Here is a 26089-nt window from a genome sequence, read left to right as displayed (position 1 = left end):
TCGGGAAATAGCTCAGCTTGGTAGAGCACTTGGTTTGGGACCAAGGGGTCGCAGGTTCGAATCCTGTTTTCCCGATTATAATTAATATTTTTCATGCGGAAGTAGTTCAGTGGTAGAACATCACCTTGCCATGGTGGGGGTCGCGGGTTCGAATCCCGTCTTCCGCTTGTTTTTTGCTATTTTTCGGGAAGTAGCTCAGCTTGGTAGAGCACTACGTTCGGGACGTAGGGGTCGCAGGTTCGAATCCTGTTTTCCCGACTATTGAAAATAATATTATTCGGAGATTTAAAATTGGGACTATATCGTAAGCTATTTACGAGGTAGTCCTTTTTAGTTATTGGTCTAAACTACTGGCTTTAATGCCAAATGCTCTTTCAAATATCAATTTGGCGTATGGCCTCAAACTTATTCCAATGCTAATTGATGGTCATTTTTAAAAACATTTACACCAGATTAGTCGGAAGAATACTAATAAAAGTATTTTCCAAACACGACCTATTCTTAACTACAAATTAACGCATCATTTTGTAATGTTAGTAAATTATTTAATCTAAATTCTTTGCAAATTTATAATTATCTTCTATAATAATAGTCAATATTAGTCAAAGTTAAGGTGAGGGCAGATGCAAGGACAAAATATTTCTGATATTATCGAGGCCTATTTAAAACAGATCCTGAATGAATCAACTCGTGTCGAAATTCGGCGTTCCGAGGTAGCAGAATTGTTTAACTGTGTTCCATCCCAAATTAATTATGTGATTAATACTCGTTTTACAATTCAACGTGGTTATCTTGTTCAAAGTAAGCGTGGTGGTGGTGGTTATATTCGTATTGAAAAGGTGAAATTATTAGACGATCGTGATATGCTAGATACACTCATAGGACTGGTTGGACACCAGATTAGCCAGCGGGATACGTTGGCGATTGTTCAAAAGCTTTATGAGGATAATGCTATCGAGCGAAGAGACGCCAATTTAATTTTGGCCGCGACTAGCCACCAGACGTTAGCTTTAAATGATCGACAATTGGAAGCAGAGTTAAGAGCGCGAATTTTAACCAGTCTTCTAAATCATTTGCGTTATGAAAGAGAGTAAGCGAAAGTGAGGGACGCTTAATGGATAATTTATTTACACCGAGTGCAAAAAACGTTTTAGTTCTCGCACAGGAACAAGCAAAGTATTTCCGCCATCATGCTGTGGGTACGGAGCATTTATTACTTGCACTTGTCATTGAAAATGACGGGATTGCAGGTAAGACATTGCGGCAATTATCAGTTAATGAAACTGACATCCGTGAGGAAATTGAACGTTTTACTGGCTATGGTACTTCAGCAGAAACCAAAAAGGACGTCTACCTTCCTTACGCACCCAAGGCCAAACAAGTGCTTTCATATGCCGGTGATGAGGCCAAACGCATGGGCGCAATGAAGATTGGCACGGAACATATTTTGTTGGGGTTACTCCGTGAAGATGACATTCTGGCTTCACGTATTTTAACTAATCTAGGGTTAAGTCTAAGTAAAACTCGGCAAATGGTTCTAAAAAAATTGGGTGTTAACGATACAACAACTAAACGCCGTGGCCAAACTCGAAATCGTCAGGCGCAGCAAAGTGAAGGAACACCAACGCTAGATTCTTTAGCGCGTGACCTAACACAATTAGCACGCGAAAATAAAATGGACCCTGTTGTCGGACGAAGTAAAGAAGTTCGGCGCTTGATTCAAGTTTTATCCCGCCGAACTAAAAATAATCCTGTTTTAATTGGCGAACCTGGGGTTGGTAAAACTGCCATTGCTGAGGGCTTAGCACAAAAGATTATTAATGGTGATGTACCGGACGATATGCGTAAAAAGCGCTTAATGGCGTTAGATATGGGATCATTGGTCGCTGGCACAAAATATCGTGGGGAATTTGAAGATCGTTTAAAGAAAGTAATCGACGAAATTTATAAAGATGGACAAGTTATTCTATTTATTGATGAATTGCATACTTTAATTGGTGCCGGGGGTGCTGAAGGCGCGATTGATGCTTCCAATATTTTGAAGCCGGCCTTAGCTCGTGGCGAAATGCAAGTTATTGGTGCAACTACTTTAGATGAATACCAAAAATATATTGAAAAAGATGCTGCCTTAGAGCGACGATTTGCTACAATTCAAGTTAACGAACCAACGCAAAAAGAGGCAGAAGAGATTTTACTTGGACTACGAAGTCGTTATGAAGAACATCATGGCGTCACAATTACTGACGAGGCCGTTCATGAAGCGGTTGTCCTTTCTGCACGTTATATTAGTGACCGTTTCTTACCAGATAAGGCAATTGATTTAATTGATGAATCAGCGGCTTCAGTACGTTTGGATGCCGCCAGTAAGAAAACACCTGAAAACAAGTTAGAAACACGGCTAACCGAACTAACTAAGTCTAAAGAAAAGGCCATTGAAGAACAAGACTTTGAAAAGGCCGCCGCTATTCGTGAAGACGAAATGAAGGTAAAGGCAAAGTTGGAAGCTAAGGCGGCCAAGACAGGTGAAACAAACGGTGTGCGTAAGGATGTTAAGGTTATGCCAGAGGATATTGCGACGGTTGTTTCGCAATGGACTGGTGTGCCTTTGACCCAATTGCGTAAAAGTGAAAGTGACCGGTTAGTTAATTTAGAAAAAGTTTTGCATAAACGAGTAGTTGGTCAAGAAGAAGCAGTTTCAGCTGTTTCGCGGGCAATTCGCCGGGCTCGTAGTGGGCTAAAAGATCCACAACGGCCAATTGGTTCATTTATGTTTCTTGGACCAACTGGGGTTGGTAAGACTGAATTGGCGAAGGCCTTGGCTGAAGCAATGTTTGGTTCAGAGGATAATATGATTCGAGTTGATATGTCCGAATATATGGAGAAGTATTCAACCTCCCGTCTTGTCGGAGCACCGCCTGGCTACGTTGGTTATGACGAAGGCGGTCAGTTAACCGAGCAAGTTCGGCAGAAACCATATTCGGTTGTGTTATTGGATGAAGTTGAAAAGGCGCATCCGGATGTCTTCAATATTTTATTGCAGGTGTTAGATGATGGCTATTTAACTGACTCTAAAGGGCGCAAGGTTGATTTCCGCAATACAATTTTAATTATGACGTCTAACCTTGGTGCAACAACTTTACGCGATGAAAAGTCGGTTGGTTTTGGCGCTAAAAATGCGCAACAGGATTACAAAGCAATGCGCAGTCAAATCCTTCAAGAATTGAAGAATTCGTTCCGACCTGAATTTCTCAATCGAATTGATGAAGTTGTCGTTTTCCATTCTTTGACTAAGGTTGAGCTGCACGAAATTGTGAAGATTATGGCTAAAACTGTGTTACGCCGCTTGCAAGAGCAGAAAATTGCGGTTAAAATTACGCCGGCCGCAATTGATGTGATTGCTAATGTTGGTTTTGATCCGGAATACGGTGCGCGGCCAATTCGGCGAGCACTCCAAACTGAAGTTGAAGATCGTTTAAGTGAAGAACTTCTTTCGGGAAAAATCAAATTAGGTGATTCTCTAACTATTGGTGCTCGGCAGAATAAGATCACAATTAATATTCGTGACGAAAATGAAAAAAATAAAAAAGCAACGGATTCAACCGTAAAGGCATAGTTGCGCTAGTTGTTTAAGGGTGTGAAGAAAATCTTTTCTTCACACCCTTTTTTGTGTGGGTTCGGCTGTCCGAAAAGGCACAGGGTTGGTTTTCTATAGAAAAAATTGCAGAGACGTTAACATAAGAGGATTTGGCCGTTGAATTGCTAAGGCCAGCGCTAAAAATAGGTAATAATAACCATTAAAAAGAAAATCGATTTGATTTATCTAGTAATTGCAGGTCCAATTATTAAATCTCTGGCAGATTTAGGAAACGTATTTAATTCTTTTTTGAAACGTACTTTTGGGCGGCCCAACGTTTTCAATTAATTTGAAGTATGTTATTCTAAAAACAATTAGCGCTTAATCCGTTATTAAGAAAGAAGCGAAGAGTTTGATTGATATAATAGCGACTGTGGACTCACAGGAGCAAGCAAAAATGTTATTAACGGCAGACGTTGATACTTTATATTTAGGCGAAGATTTCTTTGGTTTACGCCTACCCCATAGTTTTAAACGATCGGAAGTAGCAGAAATTGTTCAATTGGCACATGCTGCAGGTAAAAAAGTAACGGTGGCAGTTAATGCCATCATGCATAATGATCGGATTGCTAAGGTTGCCGACTATTTAGATTTTTTGGCCGCTTTGCAAGTAGATCAAATTACAGTTGGTGATCCCGGTGTTATCTACTTATTGCAGCAGAAAAAATTAAACTTACCATTTATTTATGATGCGGAGGTATTAGTTACCAGTGCGCGGCAAGTTAATTTTTGGGCAAAACATGGTGCTAGTGGGGCGGTAATTGCCCGCGAGGTTCCCCATGATGAATTAACTGAAATGGTGACGGAATTACAGATTCCTGGTGAAATTCAAGTTTACGGCGCTACTTGTATTCATCAATCTGGGCGACCACTACTGCATAATTATTTTAACTTTGTTAAAGAACATCAAGATCGTGCGGACCGGGCGCGTGGTTTATTTGTTTCGGCGCCCCATAAACCAGAAACTCATTACTCAATTTATGAAGATTTCAATGGTACGCATGTGTTTGCCAATAATGATTTAAATTTGATAACCAAACTGGCCGAGTTAAATGATTTAGGGCTGACCCACTGGAAGTTAGACGGGTTATTTGCTGACCACGATCAATTTGTTAATATCGCTCAAATTTTTGTGGCCGCCAAAAAGGCCATTTTGGCACAAAAATGGACGCCAGATCTGGTTGAGCAATTAGACGGGCAAGTCGGTGCTAATCAACCAGCCAATCGTGGTTTGGATACTGGTTTTTACGAAATAGATCCTAGCGAGGTGCAATAAAATGCGAACTATTATAAATAAACCCGAAGTACTAGCACCAGCTGGTACCTTGGAAAAATTAAAAGTTGCCATCAATTATGGTGCGGATGCTGTCTATATTGGCGGCGACGCATACGGGTTACGCACACGTGCTGGCAATTTTTCCTTTGATCAAATGCGTGAAGGGGTAGCTTTTGCCAAAGCGCATAACGCTAAAGTTTACGTCGCGGCAAATATTGTTGCTCATGAAGGTGATGTTCAGGGTGCCGGTAAATTTTTCCGGACCTTACGCGACATCGGCATTAGTGCAGTAATTGTGTCTGATCCTTCATTGATTGAAATTGCGATCACTGAGGCACCGGGCTTACCGGTTCATTTATCGACCCAGGCCTCGGCCACTAATTATGAAACGTTAAATTTTTGGCAAAACGAAGGTCTGGAACGGGTTGTATTGGCCCGCGAAGTTGGCATTGAAGAAATAAAGGAAATGCGGCGACATACTAACGTTCAAATTGAGGCCTTTATTCACGGGGCAATGTGTATTGGTTATTCAGGACGTTGCGTTTTATCCAATCACATGAGCATGCGTGATGCTAATCGTGGTGGTTGTGCTCAAAATTGTCGTTGGAAGTATGATTTATTTGAAATGCCGACAATGGGAGAAAAACAAACTGAAACGGATCCAAAGACACCTTTTACTATGAGTGCTGTCGATATGGCAATGATTGAGCATATTCCTGACTTAGTTGAAGCAGGCGTTAATTCATTTAAAATTGAAGGTCGAATGAAATCAATTCATTACGTGTCGACAGTTGCCAATGTTTACCGCCGGGCGGTTGATAGTTATTGCGCCGATCCTGATCATTACGTTTTAAACCAAGATTGGGTGGATGAATTGTGGAAGGTTGCTCAGCGCGAAATGTCAACTGGTTTTTACTACGGTACACCAACACAAGATGATGAATTATTTGGAAAGCGCCGTAAGCGACCACAGTATACGTTTGTTGGCCAAGTGCTTGATTATGATGCCAAACGGCAAGTTGCGATGGTTCAACAACGTAATAATTTTGGTGTTGGTGATAAGGTTGAATTTTACGGTCCGCATTTCACACACCATGAAGAAGTCATTCAGCAGTTGTGGGATAAAGACAATGATATTTTACGTCGTGCCCCTGACGCAATGATGGTTTACCAAGTACCAGTGGATATTCCAGTAAAGGCCGGCGATATGTTACGTAAGGAACGGGCAAAGTAGTTGCTATTTTGCTGATTTGGGTTAGACTGAAAGTGCTGACGCATTTAGTGTGGCCTAATTTTTGAAACAATAGCGCCCAATTTTAACGCCTAATCTAGTGGTAACGTGTTTAGCAGGGTGGATTCCTGTGCGCAGCCATAATCACCGAGTGATTCATTTAGTGGAATCTAAATACCTTGCTAAGGGCGCGCTAGTTGGTTGACAGTTAAATATAACAAGTGTATGATTAGTAATTGCTAAAACTGCGAATACAACTGCTCTGCGATCTATTGTCCGGAGGGTAGTTTATAAGAAAACTCAAAAGTAGCTGACAAGTTTGAATAGAACAATGTCCTATTTTTGGTTTTTTTTTGCTTAAAATTCGGGTTGATTAGCAATTGTAATGTAACTTTAACAATTGTATTGTTTTTGTAATGTGAAGGCTAGAGTGTGTTTGAAAAGGCAGATTTTGAACCTGCTATTTTCAACTTGATGATCTTTATTGCAGTTGAATGGTTAATGCTCAGTGCAGAAAACCAAACATTCTCTAAGCAATTCGTAGATACTACAGAAGGGGTGAACAATTTGGCAGGTCATTTAGTTAAATACGGAAAACACCGTACGCGTCGAAGTTATTCACGTATTAAAGAAGTGCTGGATTTACCAAACTTGATTGAAATCCAATCAAATTCGTATAACTGGTTCTTAGATGAAGGCCTGAAAGAAATGTTCAATGACATTATGCCGATTGAAGATTTCGCAGGGAACCTATCATTAGAGTTCGTTGATTATCAATTATTGGAAGCAAAGTACTCAGTAAAAGAAGCACGACAGCATGATGCTAATTATTCAGCACCACTCCACGTGACTTTGCGCTTGACCAACCATGAAACTGGCGAGATCAAATCGCAGGACGTTTTCTTTGGTGATTTTCCATTAATGACCGATCAAGGTACCTTTATTATCAATGGTGCCGAACGGGTTATCGTTTCCCAGTTGGTACGTTCACCTGGTGTTTATTTCAACAGTGAGCTTGATAAGAATAGCCGCACTATTTATGGTGCTACTGCCATTCCTAATCGTGGGGCGTGGTTAGAATATGAAACTGACGCCAAGGATATTTCATACGTTCGAATTGACCGGACGCGTAAAATTCCAATGTCAGAATTAATTCGTGCCTTAGGCTTTGGCTCTGATGACGACATTATCGGTATGTTAGGCGATAATGATAGTTTGATGTTAACCCTAGAAAAAGATGTTCATAAGAACACTGACGACTCTCGGGTTGAAGAATCGCTAAAAGATATTTACGAACGACTTCGGCCAGGTGAACCAAAGACAGCCGATAGTTCAAGAAGTTTATTGAACGCACGCTTCTTTGATCCAAAGCGCTATGACTTAGCAGCTGTTGGTCGCTATAAAATTAACAAGAAATTAACCTTAAAAACACGTTTATTGAATCAGACTTTGGCTGAAACCTTAGCTGATCCAGATACTGGTGAAGTTCTTGCGCAAAAGGGTGACGTTGTTGACCGTGGGGTTATGGAAAAATTAAGTCCTTATTTGGACCGCGATGATTTCATGACAACGACTTACACACCATCTGATGAAGGGGCCGTTACTGACCCAATGATCTTACAATCAATTAAAATCTTCTCTAAAGTTAATCCTGAAAAAGAAGTGCCATTAATCGGTAATGGTCACATTGAACTTGCCTGGAAGCATATTCGACCAGCTGATATCATCGCGTCAATGAACTACTTCTTGAACTTACAAGAAGGTATTGGCACAACTGATGATATTGATCATTTAGGCAACCGTCGGATTCGTTCAGTTGGTGAGTTATTACAAAATCAATTCCGAATTGGTTTATCACGGATGGAACGGGTTGTCCGTGAACGGATGTCAATCCAGGATACGTCAACTGTAACACCACAACAATTGATCAATATTCGGCCAGTTGTTGCTTCAATTAAGGAATTCTTTGGTTCATCACAATTGTCACAGTTCATGGATCAGACGAACCCGCTTGGCGAATTAACGCATAAGCGGCGGTTATCTGCCCTTGGCCCTGGTGGTTTAACGCGTGATCGTGCCGGATATGAAGTTCGTGATGTGCACTATACTCATTACGGTCGGATGTGCCCAATCGAAACGCCTGAAGGGCCTAACATTGGTTTAATTAACAGTTTAGCTAGTTATGCCGTCGTTAATAAGTATGGCTTTATTGAAACACCATACCGCCGTGTTGATTGGACGACACATAAAGTTACCGATAAAATTGACTATTTAACGGCCGATGAAGAAGATAACTACGTCGTTGCTCAGGCCAACTCACCATTAAATGATGATGGCTCATTCGTCGACGATACCGTTTTGGCTCGCCGTGTTGATGAAAACTTGGAAATTTCTACTGATCGGGTCGATTACATGGATGTTTCGCCTAAACAAGTTGTTGCCGTAGCAACGGCCTGCATTCCTTTCTTGGAAAATGATGACTCTAATCGTGCCTTGATGGGTGCCAATATGCAGCGCCAAGCTGTTCCGTTGATTAACCCTCATGCACCACTAGTAGGAACTGGTATGGAATATAAGGCGGCCCATGACTCAGGGACTGCCGTTGTCGCTAAGCACGCTGGAACTGCTGAATACGTTGATGCTAAGCAAATTCGCATTCGCCGTGAAGACGGTACTTTAGACAAATATAATTTAATGAAATTCCGTCGTTCTAACTCAGGTAAGAGTTACAATCAGCGTCCAATCGTTAAGTTGGGCGATAAGATTGATGCTAGTGAAATTCTAGCTGACGGACCTGCAATGGAAAATGGTGAACTTGCTTTAGGGCAAAACCCAATCATTGCTTTCATGACTTGGAATATGTATAACTACGAAGATGCCATTGTCTTATCTGAAAAGCTAGTTCGTGAAGATGCGTACACGTCAATTCATATTGAAGAATATGAATCAGAAGCTCGTGATACAAAGCTTGGACCGGAAGAAATCACCCGTGAGATTCCTAACGTTGGTGAAGATGCTCTGAAGGATTTAGATGAATTTGGTGTCGTTCGAATTGGTGCTGAAGTTAAGGATGGCGATTTATTAGTTGGTAAGGTAACACCTAAGGGAGTTACTGAATTATCAGCTGAAGAACGTTTGTTACACGCAATCTTTGGTGAAAAAGCGCGTGAAGTTCGGGATACATCGCTACGAGTACCTCATGGTGGCGGCGGAATTATCCAGGACGTTAAGATCTTTACTCGTGAAGCCGGTGACGAATTATCACCTGGCGTTAACATGATGGTTCGGGTCTATATTGCCCAGAAACGTAAGATTCAAGTTGGGGATAAAATGGCCGGACGTCATGGTAATAAAGGGACCGTTTCAATTGTTGTTCCGGAAGAGGATATGCCTTACTTGCCAGATGGCACACCAGTTGACATTTGCTTGTCACCAATGGGTGTTCCATCCCGTATGAATATTGGTCAGGTTATCGAACTTCATTTAGGTATGGCAGCACGTAACTTAGGTATCCACGTTGCAACGCCAGTCTTTGATGGTGCGCGGGATAAAGATATCTGGGATGCTGTTAAAGAAGCCGATATGGATAACGATGCTAAATCAGTACTTTATGATGGCCGTACTGGTGAACCATTTACTAACCGAGTTTCTGTTGGGGTTATGTACTATATGAAATTAGCCCACATGGTTGACGATAAATTACATTCTCGTTCAATCGGACCTTACTCATTAGTGACACAACAGCCATTAGGTGGTAAAGCTCAGTTTGGTGGTCAGCGTTTTGGTGAAATGGAAGTTTGGGCACTTGAGGCTTATGGTGCAGCTTACACACTTCAAGAAATTTTGACTTATAAATCCGATGATGTTGTTGGCCGGGTTAAGACCTACGAAGCAATCGTTAAGGGTGAACCAATTCCTAAGCCAGGTGTACCAGAATCTTTCCGTGTTTTAGTCAAGGAATTACAATCTCTTGGTTTGGACATGAAGGTTTTGGATGCCGATAATAAGGAAATTGAATTACGCGACATGGACGATGAAGACGATGACGTTGTAAGTGTTGACGCCTTGTCTAAATTTGCCAAGGAACAAGAGGCAGCTAAGGCTAAAAAGGCTGCTGAAGAAGCAACAAAAGCTAACAATGACAACGATAAATAATAGGAGGTCGGCCAAGTGATAGATGTTAATAAATTTGAGAGTATGCAGATTGGGCTTGCATCTCCCGATAAAATCCGCAGTTGGTCTTATGGTGAAGTTAAAAAGCCAGAAACAATCAACTACCGAACACTAAAGCCAGAACGCGATGGTCTGTTTGATGAACGGATTTTTGGCCCGACGAAAGACTGGGAATGTGCTTGTGGTAAATACAAACGAATTCGCTATAAGGGAATCGTTTGTGATCGCTGCGGGGTTGAAGTTACGCGTTCTAAGGTTCGTCGTGAACGAATGGGTCACATTGAACTAGCAGCGCCAGTTTCACATATTTGGTACTTCAAAGGTATTCCAAGCCGAATGGGTCTTGTTTTAGACATGAGCCCCCGCGCTTTGGAAGAGATCATTTACTTCGCATCCTACGTTGTCATTGAATCCGGCAACACTGCCTTAGAAAAGAAACAACTTTTAACTGAAAGTGAATACCGTGAAAAGTATGAACAGTACGGTCATGAGTTTAAAGCTAAGATGGGTGCTGAAGCCATCAAAGAATTATTAGATGACGTTGACCTAGATAAAGAAGTTGCTGGGCTTAAGGAAGATCTAAAGACTGCTCAAGGCCAAAAACGGACTCGTGCTATTCGACGTTTAGATATTCTTGAAGCTTTCCGTCAATCTGGTAACGAACCTAGTTGGATGGTTATGGATGCCATTCCTGTTATTCCACCGGATTTACGACCAATGGTTCAATTAGAAGGTGGCCGTTTTGCCACTTCTGATTTAAATGATTTATACCGGCGGGTGATCAACCGGAATAATCGGTTGAAACGACTACTTGATTTAAATGCGCCTAATATCATTGTTCAAAACGAAAAACGGATGCTCCAAGAAGCCGTCGACGCTTTGATCGATAATGGCCGTCGTGGCCGTCCAGTTACTGGGCCTGGTAATCGTCCGTTAAAATCACTTTCACATTTATTGAAGGGGAAACAAGGACGTTTCCGCCAGAACTTGTTAGGTAAGCGGGTTGATTATTCAGGTCGTTCAGTTATTGATGTCGGCCCAACGCTTAAATTCTATCAATGTGGTTTACCACGTGAAATGGCACTTGAATTATTCAAACCATTTGTCATGCATGAATTAGTTAAACGTGAATTAGCGTCGAACATTAAGAATGCTAAGCGTAAAATTGATCGTCGGGATGAAGATATTTGGGATGTCTTGGAAGATGTTATTAAAGAACACCCAGTACTATTAAACCGGGCACCTACATTACATCGTTTGGGTATTCAGGCATTTGAACCAGTTTTAGTTGATGGTAAATCAATTCGTCTGCACCCACTTGCTTGTGAGGCCTACAACGCCGATTTTGATGGTGATCAGATGGCGATTCACGTACCATTATCTGATGAAGCTCAGGCTGAAGCACGGATGTTAATGTTAGCTGCTCACCATATCTTGGCCCCACGTGATGGTAAGCCAATTTCAACACCTTCACAGGACGTTGTGCTTGGTAACTACTTCTTAACAACTGAAGAAGCTGGCATTAACGGTGAAGGCATGATCTTTAAGGATCCTAATGAAGTTGTTTTGGCTTATCAAAATGGCTACGTTGAATTGCATACGCGTATTGGTTTAGCAACCAATTCATTACTAGACAAGCCTTTCTCTGATAAACAACGGAATAAAATTATGATTACTTCAGTTGGTAAGGTAGCCTTTAACGCAATTTTGCCAAAGGACTTTGTTTATTTGAACGAACCAACTAACGGTAACTTGATGGATGGAATTGACGATAAGTTCTTTATTGAACCTGGTACTGATATCAAGGCTGCCATTAAAGATCGTGATTTGAACCAGCCCTTCAAGAAGAGCTTCTTGGCCGACATCATTGCACAAGTCTTTAAGATCTATAAGGTAACCGAAACATCTGAGTTATTGGATCGAATGAAGACTTTAGGTTATACGGAAGCGACGCATTCAGGGATTACCGTTGGGGTTTCTGATATCAATGACTTGCCTGAAAAGCCTGCCTTAGTTGCAGAAGCACATAAGCAAGTTGCTTTGATTACGAAACAGTTCCGTCGTGGTTTAATTACTGATGATGAACGTTATCAACGTGTCATTGGTATTTGGAACAGCGTTAAGGATCAAATCCAACAACGGTTAATGGAAAATATGCCTGCAAACAATCCAATCTTTATGATGAGTGATTCTGGTGCCCGTGGTAATGCATCTAACTTTACACAGTTAGCTGGTATGCGTGGTTTAATGGCTGCTCCTAATGGACAAATCATGGAATTACCAGTTATTTCAAACTTCCGTGAGGGTCTCTCCGTTATGGAAATGTTTATTTCAACCCATGGTGCTCGTAAAGGGATGACCGATACAGCACTGAAGACCGCTAACTCCGGTTACTTAACTCGTCGTTTAGTCGATGTTGCCCAGGATGTTATCGTTCGTGAAGAAGATTGTGGAACTGATCGTGGCTTAGAAGTATCTGCCATTATGGAAGGTAACGAAGTCATCGAACCACTTTATGATCGAATTCTTGGTCGTTACACGATGAAATCAATTTATGACCCTGAAACCGGTGAAGAATTTGCCGGTAAGAACGTTATGATTGATGAAACGTTGGCGCAAAAGATTATTAATGCCGGAATTAAGACCGTCACAATTCGTTCCGTCTTTACTTGTAACACTGAACATGGTGTTTGCCGTTATTGCTTCGGTCGTAACTTGGCCATTGGTGAAACCGTCGAAGTTGGTGAAGCCGTTGGGACAGTTGCTGCGCAGTCAATCGGTGAACCTGGTACACAGTTAACAATGCGGACTTTCCATACCGGTGGTGTTGCCGGTGGCGATATTACGCAAGGGTTGCCTCGTGTTCAGGAAATTATGGAAGCACGTAATCCTAAAGGCCTTGCAACGATTACTGAAGTTACTGGTGAAATTACAGCGATTGATGAAAATCCAGCTGACCACACTAAGGAAATTACGGTTCAAGGCGAAACTGATACACGAACTTATAGTGTACCGTTTACGTCACGAATCCGAATTAAGGAAGGCGACCTTGTTAATCGTGGTGATTCACTAACTGGTGGGTCAATTGATCCTAAACAACTATTACAAGTCAGTGATACCTTAACAACTGAAATCTATATGCTTCGCGAAATTCAAAAAGTATACCGGATGCAAGGTGTTGAAGTTTCTGATAAGCATATGGAAGTTATGGTTCGGCAAATGATGCGCAAAGTTCGTGTTATGGATCCTGGCGATACGGATATCTTGCCAGGAACATTACTTGATATTGCCGACTTTAAGCGAGCAAACTATAAGACCTTAATTGCTGGCGGTATTCCAGCAACAGCACGTCCTGTCTTACTTGGGATTACTAAGGCTGCTCTAGAAACTAATAGTTTCTTATCTGCAGCTTCATTCCAAGAAACAACTCGTGTCTTGACTGACGCCGCAATTCGGGGCAAGAATGATCCATTACTTGGTCTAAAAGAAAATGTTATTATCGGGAAGATTATTCCTGCTGGTACTGGTATGGCTAAGTATCGTCATACTGAACCAAAAGAAGTTGGTGTTGTTTCCGAGAACGTCTATTCAATTAGTGATCTTGAAAAACAAATGAACGCCAATAATGGTGAAGGTCAACAACCAGATAATAATTAAAGTTAAAAAGGCGTCGGACATTGTCCGGCGCTTTTTTTGAAGGAAGTGGGACAAAGTCGATTCTTTGGCACACGTTCTAGAGTAACGTTCGGAAACAATAAGCGGCTGGGGCAAAAGTCCTGGCCCTTTTTTAGTGCCAGAAATATAAAATAAAAAGGGCCACACTTAAATAAGGGATGAAGGCAATTTGGTGTACTTTATGGTGGTACAAAATCGGGTAGGTCAGCAAGCAGAGACCACAGGCTAACATAATAACTTGGCCTAAACGCCAGCTACCAAATAATAGGGCGCATAGAACAAGTAAATCAACGTCCCCACAGCCGAAACTATGCGTTAGACTACTGAATAGATAAAAAATACTTGCTGTAAACAGGGCACTTTTCCAATCTAGTATTGAATGAGAATAAAAAAAACTAATGCCAGATAAATAAATTGCAAAAATTATGAAGGTTGGAAAGTGAATGGCGTGGTAAAAAAGGTCCATTAGACTGAAACAAAGACAGAAGGCCAGTAAACTTAAGCTAAAAATTAGTTGTGATCGTGTACCACTAAAATAAAAGCAACTAACACTTAATAATCCGGCAGTAATTTCGCCTAACAACAGTACTGGGGATAATCTTTTTTTGCAGTAACGGCAACGGCCTTTATTCAACGAAAAACTTAGAATCGGTATCAAGTCATTCGTGCCTAAACGGTGTTGACAGTTGTCACAGTGCGATCGGGGTGCGATAATAGATTCACCCCTAGGAACCCGCCAAGCGACAAGTGTCAAAAAAGAGCCAATAATTGTACCGATTAGAAAATATAACGTTAGCATAATAGTTAACCTCGTTTCGTTTTTTACTGTATTTATTAATAGCAATGGTGTAAATTAATTCTATTCAGGGAGTGTTCCTTTGCTAGTAAGCTAATCGTTAAATACGAAGAACAATAAAATGTCTGCCGGAAAAAGTCACCCTCGTTTCAACTTCTTATTAATAAGCTACGTAAAGGGGGTGAATTCTAGTGACCGGTTGACACGTCTATTACATCATGGTATTCTTACAAAGGTGCTTTTTGTTGAGCAGTTTTCCGCAAATGCGGACGTGCTGACTGTGAGCGACAGCACATTGTCTTCCAGATGTGTTTTCACTCTTTTTTGTTGCTTGAAACCAAGCTGAAGCAGTCGCTAAGAAGCTACTTATTTAGTTACTCATGGTATTGGAGTTTTTTGCAATTCAAAAAGAGACGCCTGGAAGTGTGGACTTAAATTTTTATATGTTAAGAAGGGAGAATGCTTTAGATGCCTACTATTAATCAATTAGTACGAAAAGGCCGTAAATCTAGAACAACAAAATCTGATGCACCTGCTTTGAATTTTGGGTACAACAGTATGAAGAAGATCCAAACGAACAACCCTGCACCACAAAAACGTGGGGTTGCCACTCGTGTCGGCACGATGACACCAAAGAAGCCTAACTCAGCATTACGTAAGTATGCTCGTGTACGCTTATCTAACTTAATTGAAGTAACAGCTTATATCCCTGGGATTGGCCATAATCTTCAAGAACATAGTGTTGTCTTAATCCGTGGCGGACGTGTTAAGGATTTACCTGGTGTCCGTTACCATATTGTTCGTGGTACTTTAGATACTGCTGGTGTTACAGATCGTAAACAAGGCCGTTCTAAATACGGTACTAAGAAACCTAAAAAATAATTAAACTGATTTAAAGTCAATTTTATTTAACTCGGGAGGTTACGTAATATGCCAAGAAAAGGCGCTGTTGCAAAACGCGACGTATTACCAGATCCAATTTACAATTCTAAATTGGTTTCCCGCTTAATTAACCGTTTGATGGTTGATGGTAAGCGCGGTACTGCGTCAACAATTCTTTATAAAGCATTTGATATTATCAAGGACTCAACTGGTAACGAACCATTAGAAGTCTTTGAAGAAGCAATGAAAAACATCATGCCTGTCCTTGAAGTTAAGGCTCGTCGTGTTGGTGGATCTAACTACCAAGTACCGATTGAAGTTCGCCCAGATCGTCGAACAACATTAGGTCTTCGTTGGTTGGTTCAATATTCACGTCAACGTGGTGAACACACTATGGATGAACGCTTAGCTCGTGAAATCATGGATGCTGCAAACAATACTGGTGCAGCAGTTAAGAAACGTGAAGATACCCATAAAATGGCAGATGCCAACCGTGCATTTGCACATTATCGTTGGTAATCTAAGTTATTTCGAAAGTAGGGCTATTATATGAGTTTTCCATATAGTAGCCCCTTTTGTTGAGATTGGTAACGTGCTTGAAAAAGCACTTAGATACTACTCCACAATTGTGGCTGAACAGGAAGCTGCCCTTTCTGGTACGTTTTGTTTACGCCACCTTTCTTAGAAATTACTCACTTAATAAATTGAAATAAAAGAGATAGTTACGCTAATTATTGAGGCTGTTTAATCAGCTTTTTAAACGAGAGGAGAAACATTCTTAAATGGCAAATACTCGTGAATTTCCATTAGAACGAACACGGAATATTGGTATCGTTGCACATATTGATGCTGGTAAGACGACTACGACTGAACGTATTTTGTACTATACCGGTAAGATTCATAAGATTGGTGAAACCCATGAAGGTGCTTCACAAATGGACTGGATGGCACAAGAACAAGAACGTGGGATTACAATCACTTCTGCTGCAACAACAGCACAGTGGAAAAATCACCGTATTAACATCATTGATACTCCAGGACACGTTGATTTCACCGTTGAAGTAGAACGTTCATTACGTGTTTTAGACGGCGCAGTAGTTGTACTTGATGCTCAGGCCGGTGTTGAACCACAAACCGAAAATGTTTGGCGTCAGTCAACAACTTATAGTGTTCCCCGGATTGTTTTTATCAATAAAATGGATAAAATCGGCGCAGATTTTGACTATTCTGTTGATACGATTAGGGATCGGCTACAAGCTAATGCATTACCTATTCAAATGCCAATTGGTGCTGAAGATAACTTCGAAGGTGTCATTGACTTAATCGAAATGAAGGCTGACCTTTATGACGAAGATGAATTAGGTACAAAATGGGACACTGTAGACGTACCTGATGAATATATGGAAGAAGCTAAAAAACGCCGTAACGCAATGATCGAGCAGTTAGCTGATATCGATGATGGCATTATGGAAAAATACCTTGAAGGTGAAGAAATCTCCAAGGATGAAATCAAAGCAGCTATTCGTAAGGCAACTTTAAACTTAGAAGCTTATCCAGTACTTGCTGGTTCAGCTTTTAAAAACAAAGGTGTTCAAATGATGCTTGATGCGGTTAACGATTTCTTACCATCACCACTTGATGTTAAGCCATACAATGCAACTAATCCTGAAACGGGTGAAAACGTTGAATTGACTGCAGGGGATGATAAAGATTTCGCTGCCTTAGCATTTAAGATTGCAACCGATCCATTCGTTGGCCGGTTAACCTTTATTCGAGTTTACTCCGGTACACTTGAATCTGGTTCGTACGTTATGAATGCAACTAAGGATACACGTGAACGTGTTGGTCGTTTACTCCAAATGCATTCAAATCACCGGACAGAAATTCCTGAAGTTTTCTCTGGTGATATTGCAGCCGCAATTGGTTTAAAGAATACGACAACTGGTGATTCTTTGACATCAGTTAAGCACCCATTGATTCTTGAATCAATGGAATTCCCAGATCCAGTTATTCAGGTTTCAATCGAACCTAAGACTAAGGCCGATCAAGATAAGATGGATGTTGCCTTACAAAAGCTTGCTGAAGAAGATCCTACTTTCAAGGCTGAAACTAATCCTGAAACTGGTGAAACTTTGATTGCCGGCATGGGCGAACTTCATTTGGATATCATTGTTGACCGGATGCGTCGTGAATTTAACGTTGAAGCAACTGTTGGTGCACCACAAGTTGCTTACCGTGAAACATTTACCAAACAGGCCTCTGCTCAAGGTAAGTTTATTCGCCAATCTGGTGGTAAAGGTCAGTATGGTGATGTTTGGGTCGAATTCACTCCTAACGAAGAGGGTGGCGGCTTTGAATTTACCGATGATATTGTTGGTGGGGTTGTTCCTCGTGAATTTATTCCAGCAGTTGAACAAGGTTTGAAAGAATCGATGGCTAACGGTGTTTTAGCTGGTTATCCATTAGTTGACGTTAAGGCTCGGCTTTATGATGGTTCTTACCATGATGTCGATTCTAGTGAAGCAGCATTTAAGATTGCCGCTTCAATGTCACTACGCGCGGCTGCTAAAAAGGCTGGCGCAGTTATCCTTGAACCAATCATGAAAGTTGAAATTGTTGCCCCAGAAGATTACTTAGGTGATGTTATGGGTCACGTTACAGCTCGTCGTGGTCGTGTTGAAGGGATGGAAGCACGTGGTAACTCGCAATTAGTTAACTCGATGGTTCCATTATCTGAAATGTTTGGTTACGCAACGACTTTACGCTCTGCAACACAGGGCCGTGGAACATTCACAATGACGTTTGATCATTATGAGGCCGTTCCTAAGTCTGTTCAAGCTGATATTATTAAGAAAAATGGCGGTACACCAGCCGAAGACTAATTCAGCAAAAGTAACTATCGCTGTACAATTAAAAGACGATTTATCTCAAGTGGATAAATCGTCTTGTCTTTTTTGTTTCTTCTATATAATATAGGGAAAGGCTAACTAATCTATAGCACCGTTGCCCCTAAAATAGATTTGAAGTGATCCAATGCCCAGGACTGTCTTTCTGGATTCAGGGTCGCCGTCGCCTGCTGGTAGACGATAATTTGGTAAGCCAAATTATAAGCGTCAACGGCAGTGTGCAGCACACAGATATCAGTATCGACACCAACCAGATTTAACGTCGTAATTTTACGTTCGCGTAAACGAAGATCTAGATCTGTCCCGGCAAAAGCACTGTAGCGAGTTTTATCAAACATATAAACGCGCTCATCATTTTGATGCTGCTCAAATCATGGTTGTAAAGCACCAAAGAATTGGCGGCCCCAAGTATTACGGACGTTATGCGTTGGAAAAAGTTTGCTTTCAGGATGGAAAGGATCATGAGGTGTATGGACGTCAGTTGGTAAAATTACCCAACTGCCTTGGTTGACGAACTGATTCGCTAATTGAATTATTTTTGGCGCTAACGCCTGAGCAGGTAAGCCGGCAGTTAAGACACCATTCTTTGCAACAAAATCGTTAGTATAATCAATAATAAGTAATGCTTCATTTTCATGTGCCAATTGAATCACCTCTAGTTTAAAGTTGTGCTAAGCATACGAAGGATAGTAGTTACTGTCAAGTAATATTAGTCAAAGTTAAAAACATATGGTACACTAGCAAGCGTTGTCCATTGATTTGAAATTTAAATATTGATTTTACGAGAAAAGTCTTGTCAGATAATTTATTTTCTTGTACAATAGACAAGGTGCTAATTTTGAAGAGTTAGTATCCCTGTATTAATGGAATACAGGAGCTTAGATGTGAAAGGTTGCGACACACCCGGCTGCTTTGCCATGGCGGGCGTGTTGGGAATTTTCACGGAGCAAGTTCATTTTTAAAACGAACGAAGGAGGGAAAAACATGGCAAAACAAAAGATTCGGATTCGGTTAAAAGCATACGAACATCGTGTTTTAGACCAATCTGCTGAAAAGATTGTTGAAACGGCAAAACGGACGGGCGCTACAATTTCAGGTCCTATTCCATTGCCAACCGAACGGACACTTTATACAGTGCTTCGTGCAACACATAAGTTTAAAGACTCACGTGAACAATTTGAAATGCGCACTCACAAGCGTTTAATCGATATTGTTAACCCAACACCCAAAACTGTTGATGCGTTAATGAAGCTCGATTTACCAAGTGGTGTGGATATCGAAATTAAACTATAGTTCAAATACATTTATATTGGAGGTGTACTCATGACCAGAAAAGGAATCTTAGGAAAAAAAGTAGGTATGACGCAAGTCTTTACTGAATCAGGTGAATTAATCCCAGTTACAGTTGTTGAAGCAACACCTAACGTTGTGTTGCAAGTTAAGACAGTTGAATCTGATGGTTACGAAGCTATTCAAGTAGGTTATCAAGATAAGCGTGATGTGTTAGCAAACAAGCCTGCTAAGGGTCATGTAGCAAAAGCTAAAACTGCTCCTAAGCGCTTCATTCGCGAATTTCGCGACGTTGCTTTAGGAGATATCAAAGTTGGAGACGAAATCAAAGTTGATACTTTCGAAGCCGGCGAAATCGTCGACGTAACGGGTACAACTAAGGGTCATGGTTTCCAGGGTGTTATTAAAAAGAATAACCAACACCGTGGACCTATGGCGCATGGTTCTCGTTATCATCGTCGTCCTGGTTCATTGGGTGCCATCATTAACCGTGTTTTCCCCGGCAAGCAATTACCAGGTCGCATGGGTAATAACACTGTAACAATTCAAAACTTAGAAATCGTACGTGTTGATACAGATCGCAATGTTATCTTAGTTAAAGGGAATGTTCCTGGTTCTAAGAAATCATTGATTACGATCAAGAATGCTGTTAAAAACACAGCAAAATAATAGCGGAAGGGAGGATTTCTAAATGCCAACTGTAGCATTATACAAGCAAGATGGCAGCCAAAATGGCGACGTTACTTTAAACGACGACATTTTTGGTATTGCCCCTAATGAAAATGTCGTTTTTGATGCCATTTTGATGCAACGTGCATCATTACGCCAAGGTACACACGCTGTTAAGAACCGTAGCGCTGTACGTGGCGGTGGTCGCAAGCCATGGCGTCAAAAGGGTACTGGTCGTGCTCGTCAAGGTTCAATTCGTTCACCACAATGGCGTGGCGGTGGTACGGTCTTTGGCCCAACACCTCGTTCATATAGTTATAAATTACCTAAGAAGGTTCGTCGCTTAGCAATTAAGTCTGTTTTATCGCAAAAGGTTATTGATGAAAACGTAGTTATCGTTGATGCCTTGAGTTTTGAACAACCAAAAACAAAACTTTTTGCTGAAGCACTTAAAAACTTAGATGTACAAACAAAAGCATTAGTAGTTCTTGAAGACGGCAATGATCAGGCTGCACTAGCTGCACGCAACTTACCAAATGTAACGGTTATCCCTGCAAATGGTGTTAACGTGTTAGATGTTGTAGCTAACGATAAATTAATCCTGACTCAAGCTGCTCTCACTCAAGTAGAGGAGGCTCTTGCATAATGGAAGCACGCGATGTTGTTTTACGTCCAATGGTTACTGAAGCTTCAATGGCCAAAATGGATGATAAAAAATATACTTTTGAAGTTGATGTGCGCGCAAACAAGACGCAAGTCAAATATGCGGTTGAAGAAATTTTTGATGTTAAAGTTAAAAACGTTAATATCATGAACGTTCGCGGCAAAAAGAAACGTCAAGGCCAATTTGTTGGTTTGACTAAAAAACGCCGTAAAGCAATTGTTGCTTTAACAGCAGATTCAAAAGATATTAAGATTTTTGAAGACTAATAATTAAACGAAAATAAAAATTTAGGAGGGAAAAACGTGGGTATTAGAGTATACAAACCAACTACCAATGGTCGTCGTAATATGACTGGCTCCGATTTTGCCGAAATTACAAAGACAAAACCAGAAAAGTCATTGACGGAATACACCACAAAGACGGCTGGTCGTAACAATTACGGCCATATTACCGTTCGCCATCGTGCTGGCGGTCATAAACGTCAATATCGTCTGATTGATTTTAAACGTCAAAAAGATGATGTCCCAGCAATTGTTAAAGCAATTGAATATGATCCGAACCGTTCGGCTAATATCGCTTTACTACAATACGAAGATGGGGTTAAAGCTTACATCCTAGCACCAAAAGGACTAGAAGTTGGTACAAGGATTCAATCAGGTGTTGATGTTGATATCAAGCCCGGTAATTCTTTACCACTAACTAACATTCCAGTTGGTACTGTTATTCATAACATTGAATTAAAGCCAGGTCATGGCGGTCAGCTAGTTCGTTCTGCTGGCGCTTCAGCCCAGGTCTTAGGTAAAGAAGGCAAATACGCCTTGGTTCGCTTAGGTTCTGGTGAAGTTCGTATGATTCTCCTTGTTAACCGTGCAACAATTGGTTCTGTCGGTAATGAACAACATGAGTTGATCAATATCGGTAAGGCCGGTCGTAAACGTTGGATGGGCATTCGCCCAACTGTTCGTGGTTCTGTAATGAACCCTAACGACCATCCACATGGTGGTGGTGAAGGTAAAGCACCTATCGGCCATCCATCTCCAATGTCACCATGGGGTAAGAAAACCCTTGGTAAGAAAACGCGTAACGTTCGCAAGCAATCATCTAAATTCATTGTACGTGGACGTAAACGTGGTAAACATTAATTTTAAACTGAGCTATTTTAGAATAATTAATGCTGAAAAGGAGGTTTCATAATGAGTCGGAGCTTAAAAAAAGGACCATTCGCCGATGAACATTTATTGAAAAAAATTGCTGCGCAAGCAGACCAAGATAAAAAATCTGTTATTAAAACCTGGTCACGTCGTTCTACGATTTTCCCAAGTTTTATTGGTTATACAATCGCAGTTTATGACGGACGGAAACATGTCCCAGTTTTCATTCAAGAAGACATGGTCGGCCATAAATTAGGCGAATTTGCACCAACACGTACGTTCCACGGTCATTCAGGCGACGATCGCCGTACGGCTGCTAAATAAGCGAGAGGAGGATAAAATATGTCAGAACAAGTTACTGAAGCACGTGCAATTGCTAAAACTGTTCGGATCGCGCCTCGTAAAGCTCGCTTAGTGGTTGATTTGATCCGGGGTAAAAGTGTTGCTGATGCAATTGCGATTCTGAAGTTTACGCCTAGAGCTGCTTCACCAATCGTTACTAAAGTATTGAATTCAGCTATTGCCAATGCTGAAAACAACTTCGACTTAGATGCTGAAAACTTGGTTGTAGCACAGGCCTTTGTTGATGAAGGACCAACGTTAAAACGTTTCCGTCCTCGTGCCAAGGGTTCTGCTTCACCAATTAATAAACGAACAAGTCACGTCACCGTCGTTGTAGCTGAAAAATAAGGAGGGATAACGCGTGGGTCAAAAAATTAATCCACTTGGTTTACGAGTAGGTATTTCTCGTGACTGGGATGCAAAATGGTATGCCGAAAAAGATTACGGCACACTTTTAAATGAAGACTTAAAAGTACGTAGTTTCATCAGCAAGCGTTTAGCTGACGCCTCTGTCTCCCGAGTTGAGATTGAACGTGCAGCAAACCGCGTTAATATTTCAATTCATACTGGTAAACCTGGTATGGTAATTGGTAAAGGCGGTTCTGAAGTTGAAACTTTACGTAAACAATTAAATAATTTAACTGGTAAACGAGTTCACATCAACATTGTTGAAATTAAACAACCTGATTTGGATGCTCATCTTGTTGGCGAAAGTATTACACAACAGCTTGAAGGTCGTGTCGCTTTTCGCCGTGCTATGAAGCAAGCTATTCAACGCACAATGCGTGCTGGTGCTCATGGTATTAAGACAATGGTATCTGGTCGTTTAAACGGTGCTGATATTGCCCGTAAGGAAATGTATTCAGATGGAACTGTTCCATTGCATACACTACGTGCCGATATTGATTATTCATGGGATGAAGCTAAAACGACTTATGGTCAACTTGGCGTTAAAACATGGATTTATCGTGGCGATATTTTACCAGGCCAAACACATGGTGATTCTTTAAAAGATAATGCACCATCAGCAAATAACCGTGGCGGCAATCGTCGTAACAATAACCGTGGCGGCAACCGCAACAATAACGGTCGTAACAATAACAACCGTAATAATGGAGCGAAGGGAGGAAACTAAACATGTTAGTACCAAAACGTGTAAAATTCCGTCGTGAATTTCGTGGCCACATGCGTGGTGAAGCGAAAGGCGGTAAGACAGTTGCCTTTGGCGATTATGGTTTGAAGGCTCTTGATTCTTCATGGATCACGAACCGTCAGATCGAAGCAGCGCGTGTTGCAATGACACGTCACATGAAGCGTGGTGGGCGAGTATGGATTCGAATCTTCCCCCACAAATCATATACTGAAAAAGCTATTGGTGTCCGGATGGGTTCTGGAAAAGGTACGCCAGCTGGCTGGGTATCTCCAGTTAAACGTGAAAAAATCATGTTTGAAGTCGGCGGCGTTACTGAAGAAGTTGCACGTGAAGCACTACGGCTTGCTTCGAATAAATTACCAATTCGGACCAAGGTTGTAAAACGTGAGGAAGTAGGTGGCGAATCAAATGAAGGCTAAAGAAATTAAAGACTTAACCACTGCTGAAATGCTTGACCGCGAAAAAGAATACAAAGAAGAATTATTTAATCTTCGTTTCCAATTAGCTACTGGCCAGTTGGAAAATACAGCTCGTTTAAAACAAGTTCGCAAAAATATTGCTCGTATTAAGACAGTATTGCGCCAACAAGAATTAAACCAAGACTAGTCGCGATACAACCACTTTTGGAATAGGAGGTCAAACATTTTGAGCGAAAACAATGAAACACGTAACGCAAGGAAAGTCGTTCAGGGTCGTGTTGTTTCTGATAAAATGGATAAAACCATTACAGTAGCTGTCCAAACAGTTAAGCAACATGCAACTTACGGCAAGCGTATCCGTTATACTAAAAAGTATTACGCACATGATGAAAAGAATGAAGCGCAAACTGGTGACATCGTTCGAATTATGGAAACTCGTCCGTTGTCTGCTAAGAAACGGTTCCGCTTAATTGAAATCGTTGAAAAAACGGTTATTTTATAAATCTGAATTATTAACGAAGGGAGGACCTTTCCGTGATCCAACAAGAAAGTCGTTTAAAAGTCGCTGATAATTCTGGTGCTCGTGAGATTTTAACCATCAAAATTTTAGGCGGTTCACGCGTAAAGACAGCGAATATCGGTGATATTATCGTTGCAACGGTTAAACAAGCAACACCAGGTGGCGTTGTCAAAAAAGGTGACGTCGTAAAGGCGGTCATTGTTAGAACTAAAACTGGTGCCCATCGCACTGACGGTTCATACATTAAATTTGACGAAAATGCAGCTGTTATTATTAACGCTGATAAGAGTCCACGAGGAACACGTATCTTTGGACCTGTTGCACGCGAATTACGTGACAGCAACTTCATGAAGATTGTTTCCTTAGCACCCGAAGTACTTTAATTAACAATCTTTATAAAGAAGGAGGCTATTCCATGTTCGTAAAGACAGGCGACAAAGTTCGTGTCATTAGTGGTAAGGATAAGGGCAAAGAAGGTTCCGTTACAAAGGCTTTCCCTAAAACTGACCAAGTAATCGTTGAAGGTGTACATGCAATCAAAAAGCATCAAAAACCAACGAACGATAACCCTCAAGGCGGCATTGTAGAACAAAATGCGCCAATTCACGTTTCAAACGTAATGTTACTTGATCCTGAAACCAACGAACCAACCAAAGTTGGCTACAAAGTTGAAGACGGTAAAAAAGTACGCGTTTCTAAAAAAACTGGCAAAGTTATCGATAAATAACTTTTGTTGAAAGGAGGAAAACAACTAATGGCTAATCGCTTAAAAGAAAGATATGTTAAAGAAATTACCCCTGCTATGATGGAAAAGTTCAATTACACTTCTGTTATGCAAACTCCTAAGGTTGACAAGATCGTGTTGAACATGGGTGTTGGTGATGCTGTTTCAAATGCTAAAAACTTGGACCATGCTGTTGAAGAATTAGCGTTGATTTCAGGCCAACAACCATTGATCACAAAAGCAAAGAAATCGATTGCCGGTTTCCGTTTGCGTGAAGGTATGTCAATCGGTGCTAAAGTAACGTTACGTGGTGAACGTATGTATGACTTCTTAGATAAGCTCATCAACGTATCCTTACCACGTGTTCGTGATTTCCATGGCGTCAGTAAAAAATCTTTTGACGGTCGTGGTAACTTTACATTAGGTGTCCGTGAACAATTGATTTTCCCAGAAATCGATTATGATAAAGTTGATAAAGTTCGTGGGTTAGATATCGTTATTGTGACTACAGCAAATAGCGATGAAGAATCACGTGAACTATTAACTCAAATCGGAATGCCATTTGCAAAATAAAGGAGGTAAAT

At 41.0% G+C, this 26089-nt stretch carries 23 protein-coding genes, 3 tRNA genes and 2 pseudogenes; 26 read left to right on the top strand and 2 right to left on the bottom strand.

Annotated elements, in window-relative coordinates; genetic code table 11:
• Position 1: 1 nt before the first annotated feature.
• The 9 genes from EKM61_RS05670 to rpoC all read left to right on the top strand — a co-directional run bounded on the left by EKM61_RS05670 (position 2) and on the right by rpoC (position 13971).
• Positions 2-75, top strand: a tRNA-Pro gene (locus EKM61_RS05670).
• Between the two features lie 20 nt (positions 76-95).
• A tRNA-Gly gene (locus EKM61_RS05665) sits at positions 96-167 on the top strand.
• A gap of 17 nt (positions 168-184) precedes the next feature.
• Positions 185-258 (top strand) — tRNA-Pro (locus EKM61_RS05660).
• Between the two features lie 365 nt (positions 259-623).
• Entirely contained in the window at positions 624-1094 is a 471-nt protein-coding gene (locus tag EKM61_RS05655; protein WP_068225488.1) for a CtsR family transcriptional regulator, read from the top strand.
• A gap of 20 nt (positions 1095-1114) precedes the next feature.
• Complete coding sequence (locus tag EKM61_RS05650; RefSeq protein WP_068225487.1) at positions 1115-3613, top strand: ATP-dependent Clp protease ATP-binding subunit; 2499 nt, start codon at positions 1115-1117, stop codon at positions 3611-3613.
• A 373-nt stretch (positions 3614-3986) separates the two neighbouring features.
• Positions 3987-4910 (top strand): peptidase U32 family protein, encoded by a 924-nt coding sequence (locus tag EKM61_RS05645; protein ID WP_068225486.1) that lies wholly within the window; start codon positions 3987-3989, stop codon positions 4908-4910.
• A gap of 1 nt (position 4911) precedes the next feature.
• The gene (locus EKM61_RS05640) at positions 4912-6144 is read left to right on the top strand and encodes a peptidase U32 family protein (protein WP_068281112.1); all 1233 of its coding nucleotides are present in this window, start codon (positions 4912-4914) and stop codon (positions 6142-6144) included.
• Between the two features lie 564 nt (positions 6145-6708).
• Positions 6709-10296, top strand: a complete 3588-nt coding sequence (gene rpoB / locus EKM61_RS05635) for a DNA-directed RNA polymerase subunit beta (protein WP_068377236.1) — start codon at positions 6709-6711, stop codon at positions 10294-10296.
• Positions 10297-10311: 15 nt separating this feature from the next.
• The gene (gene rpoC / locus EKM61_RS05630; protein ID WP_068377036.1) at positions 10312-13971 is read left to right on the top strand and encodes a DNA-directed RNA polymerase subunit beta'; all 3660 of its coding nucleotides are present in this window, start codon (positions 10312-10314) and stop codon (positions 13969-13971) included.
• A 130-nt stretch (positions 13972-14101) separates the two neighbouring features.
• On the opposite strand, the gene EKM61_RS12350 is transcribed toward rpoC, so the two are convergent.
• Entirely contained in the window at positions 14102-14788 is a 687-nt protein-coding gene (locus EKM61_RS12350; RefSeq protein ID WP_068225483.1) for a prepilin peptidase, read from the bottom strand.
• Positions 14789-15253: 465 nt separating this feature from the next.
• Between EKM61_RS12350 and rpsL the strand changes: the two genes are divergently transcribed.
• From rpsL to fusA, 3 genes are all read left to right on the top strand, one after another.
• Positions 15254-15667 carry a 30S ribosomal protein S12 gene (rpsL, locus tag EKM61_RS05620; RefSeq protein WP_068225482.1) on the top strand — a complete coding sequence of 138 codons (414 nt, stop codon included), beginning with the start codon at positions 15254-15256 and terminating at the stop codon, positions 15665-15667.
• 48 nt (positions 15668-15715) lie between these two features.
• Positions 15716-16186: a 30S ribosomal protein S7 gene (rpsG, locus tag EKM61_RS05615; RefSeq protein ID WP_068225481.1), complete on the top strand. Its 471-nt coding sequence runs from the start codon at positions 15716-15718 to the stop codon at positions 16184-16186.
• A gap of 263 nt (positions 16187-16449) precedes the next feature.
• Complete coding sequence (fusA, locus tag EKM61_RS05610) at positions 16450-18549, top strand: elongation factor G (protein ID WP_068225480.1); 2100 nt, start codon at positions 16450-16452, stop codon at positions 18547-18549.
• Positions 18550-18659: 110 nt separating this feature from the next.
• Here fusA and EKM61_RS05605 read toward each other — a convergent pair.
• Positions 18660-19217: pseudogene (locus EKM61_RS05605) on the bottom strand (cysteine hydrolase family protein).
• A gap of 340 nt (positions 19218-19557) precedes the next feature.
• Here EKM61_RS05605 and rpsJ point away from each other — a divergent pair.
• The 14 genes and pseudogenes from rpsJ to rplE all read left to right on the top strand — a co-directional run bounded on the left by rpsJ (position 19558) and on the right by rplE (position 26078).
• On the top strand, positions 19558-19866 hold the full coding sequence (gene rpsJ, locus EKM61_RS05600) for a 30S ribosomal protein S10 (RefSeq protein WP_068225479.1): 309 nt from the start codon (positions 19558-19560) through the stop codon (positions 19864-19866).
• Positions 19867-19896: 30 nt separating this feature from the next.
• Entirely contained in the window at positions 19897-20532 is a 636-nt protein-coding gene (gene rplC, locus EKM61_RS05595) for a 50S ribosomal protein L3 (RefSeq protein WP_068225478.1), read from the top strand.
• Between the two features lie 22 nt (positions 20533-20554).
• On the top strand, positions 20555-21178 hold the full coding sequence (gene rplD / locus EKM61_RS05590; protein WP_068225477.1) for a 50S ribosomal protein L4: 624 nt from the start codon (positions 20555-20557) through the stop codon (positions 21176-21178).
• Complete coding sequence (rplW, locus tag EKM61_RS05585) at positions 21178-21462, top strand: 50S ribosomal protein L23 (protein ID WP_068225476.1); 285 nt, start codon at positions 21178-21180, stop codon at positions 21460-21462. The genes rplD and rplW overlap by 1 nt, the downstream gene beginning before the upstream one ends.
• 36 nt (positions 21463-21498) lie before the next feature.
• Positions 21499-22338, top strand: coding sequence for a 50S ribosomal protein L2 (gene rplB, locus EKM61_RS05580; protein WP_068225475.1), 840 nt, complete (start codon positions 21499-21501; stop codon positions 22336-22338).
• 51 nt (positions 22339-22389) lie between these two features.
• Entirely contained in the window at positions 22390-22671 is a 282-nt protein-coding gene (rpsS, locus tag EKM61_RS05575; protein ID WP_068225474.1) for a 30S ribosomal protein S19, read from the top strand.
• A gap of 18 nt (positions 22672-22689) precedes the next feature.
• Positions 22690-23037, top strand: coding sequence for a 50S ribosomal protein L22 (rplV, locus tag EKM61_RS05570; RefSeq protein WP_068225473.1), 348 nt, complete (start codon positions 22690-22692; stop codon positions 23035-23037).
• Positions 23038-23050: 13 nt separating this feature from the next.
• Positions 23051-23695, top strand: a pseudogene (rpsC, locus tag EKM61_RS05565) (30S ribosomal protein S3); the annotation flags it as partial.
• Positions 23696-23826: 131 nt separating this feature from the next.
• Complete coding sequence (gene rplP, locus EKM61_RS05560) at positions 23827-24261, top strand: 50S ribosomal protein L16 (protein ID WP_068281101.1); 435 nt, start codon at positions 23827-23829, stop codon at positions 24259-24261.
• Entirely contained in the window at positions 24251-24448 is a 198-nt protein-coding gene (rpmC, locus tag EKM61_RS05555) for a 50S ribosomal protein L29 (protein ID WP_068225470.1), read from the top strand. Before rplP ends, rpmC begins: the two co-directional genes overlap by 11 nt.
• A gap of 39 nt (positions 24449-24487) precedes the next feature.
• A complete protein-coding gene (gene rpsQ / locus EKM61_RS05550; protein ID WP_075168919.1) occupies positions 24488-24763 on the top strand; it encodes a 30S ribosomal protein S17 in 276 nt (91 codons plus the stop codon).
• 32 nt (positions 24764-24795) lie between these two features.
• Positions 24796-25164, top strand: coding sequence for a 50S ribosomal protein L14 (rplN, locus tag EKM61_RS05545; protein ID WP_068225469.1), 369 nt, complete (start codon positions 24796-24798; stop codon positions 25162-25164).
• Positions 25165-25196: 32 nt separating this feature from the next.
• Positions 25197-25508, top strand: a complete 312-nt coding sequence (gene rplX / locus EKM61_RS05540; RefSeq protein WP_068225468.1) for a 50S ribosomal protein L24 — start codon at positions 25197-25199, stop codon at positions 25506-25508.
• Positions 25509-25535: 27 nt separating this feature from the next.
• Positions 25536-26078 carry a 50S ribosomal protein L5 gene (gene rplE / locus EKM61_RS05535; RefSeq protein ID WP_068225467.1) on the top strand — a complete coding sequence of 181 codons (543 nt, stop codon included), beginning with the start codon at positions 25536-25538 and terminating at the stop codon, positions 26076-26078.
• Positions 26079-26089 lie beyond the last annotated feature (11 nt).

The sequence above is a fragment of the Loigolactobacillus backii genome, assembly GCF_003946275.1.
In the GTDB taxonomy this organism is placed as follows: domain Bacteria; phylum Bacillota; class Bacilli; order Lactobacillales; family Lactobacillaceae; genus Loigolactobacillus; species Loigolactobacillus backii.
Note: the sequence above shows the minus strand (reverse complement) of the source record. Positions and strands in the feature narration are given on the sequence as shown.

What these genes read in the sequence shown, in the direction of transcription:
- rpmC (WP_068225470.1), top strand. Translation starts at nt 24,251, where the DNA reads ATGAAGGCTAAAGAAATTAAAGACTTAACCACTGCTGAAATGCTTGAC.
- EKM61_RS05655 (WP_068225488.1), top strand. Translation starts at nt 624, where the DNA reads ATGCAAGGACAAAATATTTCTGATATTATCGAGGCCTATTTAAAACAG.
- EKM61_RS05640 (WP_068281112.1), top strand. Translation starts at nt 4,912, where the DNA reads ATGCGAACTATTATAAATAAACCCGAAGTACTAGCACCAGCTGGTACC.
- rpsJ (WP_068225479.1), top strand. Translation starts at nt 19,558, where the DNA reads ATGGCAAAACAAAAGATTCGGATTCGGTTAAAAGCATACGAACATCGT.
- rplD (WP_068225477.1), top strand. Translation starts at nt 20,555, where the DNA reads ATGCCAACTGTAGCATTATACAAGCAAGATGGCAGCCAAAATGGCGAC.
- rplE (WP_068225467.1), top strand. Translation starts at nt 25,536, where the DNA reads ATGGCTAATCGCTTAAAAGAAAGATATGTTAAAGAAATTACCCCTGCT.
- rpsG (WP_068225481.1), top strand. Translation starts at nt 15,716, where the DNA reads ATGCCAAGAAAAGGCGCTGTTGCAAAACGCGACGTATTACCAGATCCA.
- rplP (WP_068281101.1), top strand. Translation starts at nt 23,827, where the DNA reads ATGTTAGTACCAAAACGTGTAAAATTCCGTCGTGAATTTCGTGGCCAC.
- rplX (WP_068225468.1), top strand. Translation starts at nt 25,197, where the DNA reads ATGTTCGTAAAGACAGGCGACAAAGTTCGTGTCATTAGTGGTAAGGAT.
- EKM61_RS12350 (WP_068225483.1), bottom strand. Translation starts at nt 14,788, where the DNA reads ATGCTAACGTTATATTTTCTAATCGGTACAATTATTGGCTCTTTTTTG.
- fusA (WP_068225480.1), top strand. Translation starts at nt 16,450, where the DNA reads ATGGCAAATACTCGTGAATTTCCATTAGAACGAACACGGAATATTGGT.
- rplW (WP_068225476.1), top strand. Translation starts at nt 21,178, where the DNA reads ATGGAAGCACGCGATGTTGTTTTACGTCCAATGGTTACTGAAGCTTCA.
- rpsL (WP_068225482.1), top strand. Translation starts at nt 15,254, where the DNA reads ATGCCTACTATTAATCAATTAGTACGAAAAGGCCGTAAATCTAGAACA.
- rplV (WP_068225473.1), top strand. Translation starts at nt 22,690, where the DNA reads ATGTCAGAACAAGTTACTGAAGCACGTGCAATTGCTAAAACTGTTCGG.
- rplC (WP_068225478.1), top strand. Translation starts at nt 19,897, where the DNA reads ATGACCAGAAAAGGAATCTTAGGAAAAAAAGTAGGTATGACGCAAGTC.
- rpsS (WP_068225474.1), top strand. Translation starts at nt 22,390, where the DNA reads ATGAGTCGGAGCTTAAAAAAAGGACCATTCGCCGATGAACATTTATTG.
- EKM61_RS05650 (WP_068225487.1), top strand. Translation starts at nt 1,115, where the DNA reads ATGGATAATTTATTTACACCGAGTGCAAAAAACGTTTTAGTTCTCGCA.